This is a genomic window from Rhizobium sullae (genome assembly GCF_900169785.1).
GTDB classification, from domain to species: Bacteria; Pseudomonadota; Alphaproteobacteria; order Rhizobiales; family Rhizobiaceae; genus Rhizobium; species Rhizobium sullae.
The window spans coordinates 1-3,942 of record NZ_FWER01000140.1; the positions used below are offsets into that span (position 1 = coordinate 1).

General features: G+C 62.3%; 4 protein-coding genes. All 4 read right to left on the bottom strand.

Features of this window, described 5'->3' with window-relative positions:
- Positions 1–1,396, bottom strand: a 1,396-nt coding sequence (locus BN1800_RS39255; protein ID WP_143534266.1) for an ATP-binding cassette domain-containing protein, incomplete at its 3' end; no start/stop codon positions are given.
- 73 nt (positions 1,397–1,469) lie between these two features.
- Positions 1,470–2,345 (bottom strand): ABC transporter permease, encoded by an 876-nt coding sequence (locus BN1800_RS39260; protein WP_087006294.1) that lies wholly within the window; start codon positions 2,343–2,345, stop codon positions 1,470–1,472.
- A 6-nt stretch (positions 2,346–2,351) separates the two neighbouring features.
- The gene (locus BN1800_RS39265; protein WP_087006297.1) at positions 2,352–3,335 is read right to left on the bottom strand and encodes an ABC transporter permease; all 984 of its coding nucleotides are present in this window, start codon (positions 3,333–3,335) and stop codon (positions 2,352–2,354) included.
- Between the two features lie 6 nt (positions 3,336–3,341).
- Positions 3,342–3,942 (bottom strand): ABC transporter substrate-binding protein (locus BN1800_RS39270; protein ID WP_244564827.1); only part of this gene is annotated, 601 nt, incomplete at its 5' end.

Genomic DNA, 3,942 nt, shown 5'->3' on the forward strand with positions numbered 1-3,942 from the left:
GCTCTGCCAACAAGGCGCGAGCGATACAAACGCGCTGCTTCTGGCCACCGGAGAGCTGATGCGGATGGCGCGCGAGCAGGCTTCTGGGAAGACCAAGCCGATCCATCATCGCCGCCGCGACCGCCGGCTTGTCTCCGGAACCGATTCTTGCGCCGAAGCGGATGCTTTCGTCGAGCGTCTCTCCGATCGTCATCCTGGGGTTCAGGGAGACGGAGGGATCCTGGAAGATCATCTGGACGCGGCCAAGAAGGCCGCTGCGACGGCCGCTTCGCGAAACGTCGAAAGCCCGTTCGCCGATCGTGATCCTTCCCGTGGGCGCCGTGTCGAGGCCAGCGAGGATACGCCCGAAGGTCGTCTTGCCGCTGCCGCTCTCGCCGACGATCCCGGTGATCGCTCCGCGCGGCAGCCGGATGCCGACATCACGCAAGCCGAACCTGGGCTTACCCCGGCCAAGGCCCCAGGCAAATCCCTGCGGCGCGAACTGTTTCGAAACGCCTTCAGCGACAAGAAGCGGGCTCTGGTCGCCGCCTGTCGCGGGAGAGTGCTTATGGTGGCCATCGCCTCCCGACTTGGCAGTGCCTGTCGGAATGCGAAGCCTTGGAACGGCGGCGAGCAGCTTTCTCGTGTAGTCGTGGCAGGGCTGATCGAGAATGGCGGCTGTGCGATCTGCTTCGACCACCTGGCCTTTTCGCATGACGAGAACCCGGTCGGTAATCTCGGAGATCACGCCCATGTCGTGGGTGACGAGGATGATCGAGACACCGGTTTCGTCGACAAGGGTCTTTAGAAGTTCGAGCACCTGCTTCTGAACCGTCGCATCGAGCGCCGACGTCGGCTCGTCGGCGATGATGATGTCGGGAGAGCCGGCAAGGGCAATGGCGATGACGACGCGCTGCCTTTGTCCGCCGGAGAACTGGTGCGGGTAGTTGCGGTATCGCCGCTCCGGCTCCGGAATTCCGACACGCGCAAGGAGATCGACCGCGCGGGCGCGCGCCTTACGGCTGGAAAGTGAACTATCGAGCGCAAGACAGGTTTCCTCGACTTGGGCGCCGACGCTCATCAGCGGGTCGAGCGAGGCGGTGTGATCCTGAAAGATCGCCGATATCCGCCGTCCTCGAAGCGCCTCGCGCTCACCGGCCGTCATCGCATCAATCGCTTTGCCATCGAAGGCGATCGTTCCGGACGTTTGCTGGAATTCGGGTGAAAGCAGGCCGAGGATGGCATTGCCGACGGTCGATTTCCCAGCGCCGGACTCACCGATAATGCCGAGGATCTCGCCGCGTTCGAGTTCGAAACTCACGTCCGACAGGATCGTCGTCGGGCCCGACCGCGAAACATGGCGAAGGCCAAGGTTCTCGACCCGCAGCAGGGGTGTGTTCGCGTTTTCGACCGTCATAGCGAATGGTTCCTCGGATCGAGACTGCGTCGAACGTCTTCGCCGACGAGATTGANGTTCGCGTTTTCGACCGTCATAGCGAATGGTTCCTCGGATCGAGACTGCGTCGAACGTCTTCGCCGACGAGATTGATGCTGGCGATCAGGCCAAAGAGGGCGAGGCCCGGGAACAGGCTGATCCAGTATTGGCCGGTCAGAAGGTACTGGAACCCGTTTGCGACCGCGGAGCCGAGCGAGGGCTTGTCAATCGGAACGCCGAGCCCAAGGAAGGAGAGGGTAGCCTCGAGCGCGACGGCATGACCGACCTCGATCGGGATCAAGGTGACGGCGGGCGCGATGCTGTTTGGAAGCAGGTGGCGGAAGATGATCCGCGACGTCGGCAACCGCATCAATCGGGCCGCATCCATATAGGGCTTGTTCGCTTCGCTGAGCGCGACGCCCCGCACAATCCGCGCATAGGTCGCCCACTGAGCGATGATCAACGCCAGGATGATCCGGTCTATACCCGGTCCGAGCGTGACGATGGCGATGAGCGCAATCAGGATCGTCGGCAGGCTGAGCTGCAGGTCGACGAGCCGCATGATTGCGATATCGACCCACTTGCCGAAATACGCAGCACTGACACCGGCCGTCAGGCCGATCAATGCGGCGATCGCGCTACTCGTGATCGACACCACCAGGCTGATGCGCAGACCATAGAGAATGGTGCTGACGATGTCCCGCCCGAGCCCGTCGGTCCCGAGCAGGTACAGATAATTTCCGCTGCCGGGCGTGCCGGGTGGCGACGACGCTTCCCATCCGTAGATCTCTAGCGGATCGTAGGGGTTTTGCGGCGCGATCAGCGGTGCGGCGATGGCAACCAGGATGTAGCTAGCAAGCAATACCTTGGACGCGGTCAGGACTGGTCCATGCGGACGCTTTTTCAGCGCCCTCAAGATTTGGGCTTTCATGATGGGTCACCTTTGTGAAGGCAGGCGCACGCGCGGGTCGAGCACGGCATAGAAGAGGTCGACGACGGCATTCAGCGCGACGAAGGCGACCGAGATGAAGGTCAGTGTCACCATCACCACCGGGCGGTCGAGAAGCTGGATGGAGTCTATCAAGAGTTTGCCGACGCCCGGCCACGAGAAGATCGATTCCACGACCACGGCAAAGGCGAGCATGCCGCCGAACTGCAGGCCGATGATCGTCACGATCGGCACGCTGATGTTCGGAAGGGTGTGTCGGAACAGGATCCTTTGCGACGAAAGCCCCTTGGCGCGGCAAAACCGCGTATAGTCCAGGCTCTCGACTTCGATCGTGCCCGATCGCGAAAGACGGGCGATGAGCGCGATGTTCGGTATCGCCAGCGCCAATGCCGGAAGTATGAGGTGCCACAGCCCGTTTGCGGTGAGAAGACTCCAGTCCTCGCCCAGGAACCGCGCGGTTGCCCCTCTGCCACCGGATGGGAACCAGCCTGTCAGAATGGCGCCGACGAGGATCAGCATCATCGCCAGCCAAAAGGATGGAATGCTCAGTGCCGACACGCTCGCCTTCAGAACGGTTCGATCGAACAGGGTTCCGCTCCGTCGGCCGGCCAGGAGGCCGAGCCCGGTTCCGAGCGGCGCCGCGATGAGCATCGCGACCGAGGCGAGTTCCAGCGTTGCCGGCAACTTGCTCACCACCAGTTCGAAGGCCGGCAGATGATAGATGTAGGAGGTACCGAAGTTTCCGCTGATGACATTGCCGATGAAGACGAGGTATTGGCGCCAGATCGGTTGATCCAGTCCGAGCGCGATCGTCGCCCGCCGGATATCCTCGGCGCTGGCGGTTTCGATGTTGACGACGTTGAAGACCGGATTGCCGACGCTGTGGATGCCGATAAAACCAATCAACGACATGGCGATGAGGAGCAGGAAGGCTTGCGACAGCCTTCCGAATGCAACCGAGATCATGCCCATGGCCGCTTACTCCATCGCCGGAAGCGTCTGCATCGCAGTCGTCCAGCCGCGGGGGTGCATGACATAGGAGCCGATCCGGGGGCCGTAACCGATTATGTGATGGAAATGGTAGAGCGGAATGATCGGCTGGTCTGCCATCACGAGTTCCGTCGCCAACGCCAGCGCCTCGTTGCGCTCCGGCCCCTCCTGAATGCTCTCCGCCTTTGCGAGCATCGCGTCGAAGGTTTCGTTGCGATACTTCCCGAAGTTCAACGCACCGGTTCCGCGCTCGGGGTTCGGGGAAGCCAGGAGGGTATGGAGAATGATGTCGGCCGCCTCGCCGGACGTGCCGCCGTACCAGATGGCATAATCCCCTGCCGCCCGCTTGGTATTGAAGACCGAGAACGGCGAGGCCGCTGGTTGAGCGTTTACGCCGATGCGCGCCCAGCTTTGGGCGACCGCCTGAAGGCTTTCAGCATCACCCGGGTAACGGCCCGCCGGCCCGGCGAGGACAAGGTTGAATCCGTCAGGAAAGCCGGCCTTCGAAAGAAGGGCTTTTGCCTCTTCGTAGTTTGGAGCCTCAGGCAGCAGTTTCGCCGAGGTACCGGGCAGGCCGTTCGGCAAGACC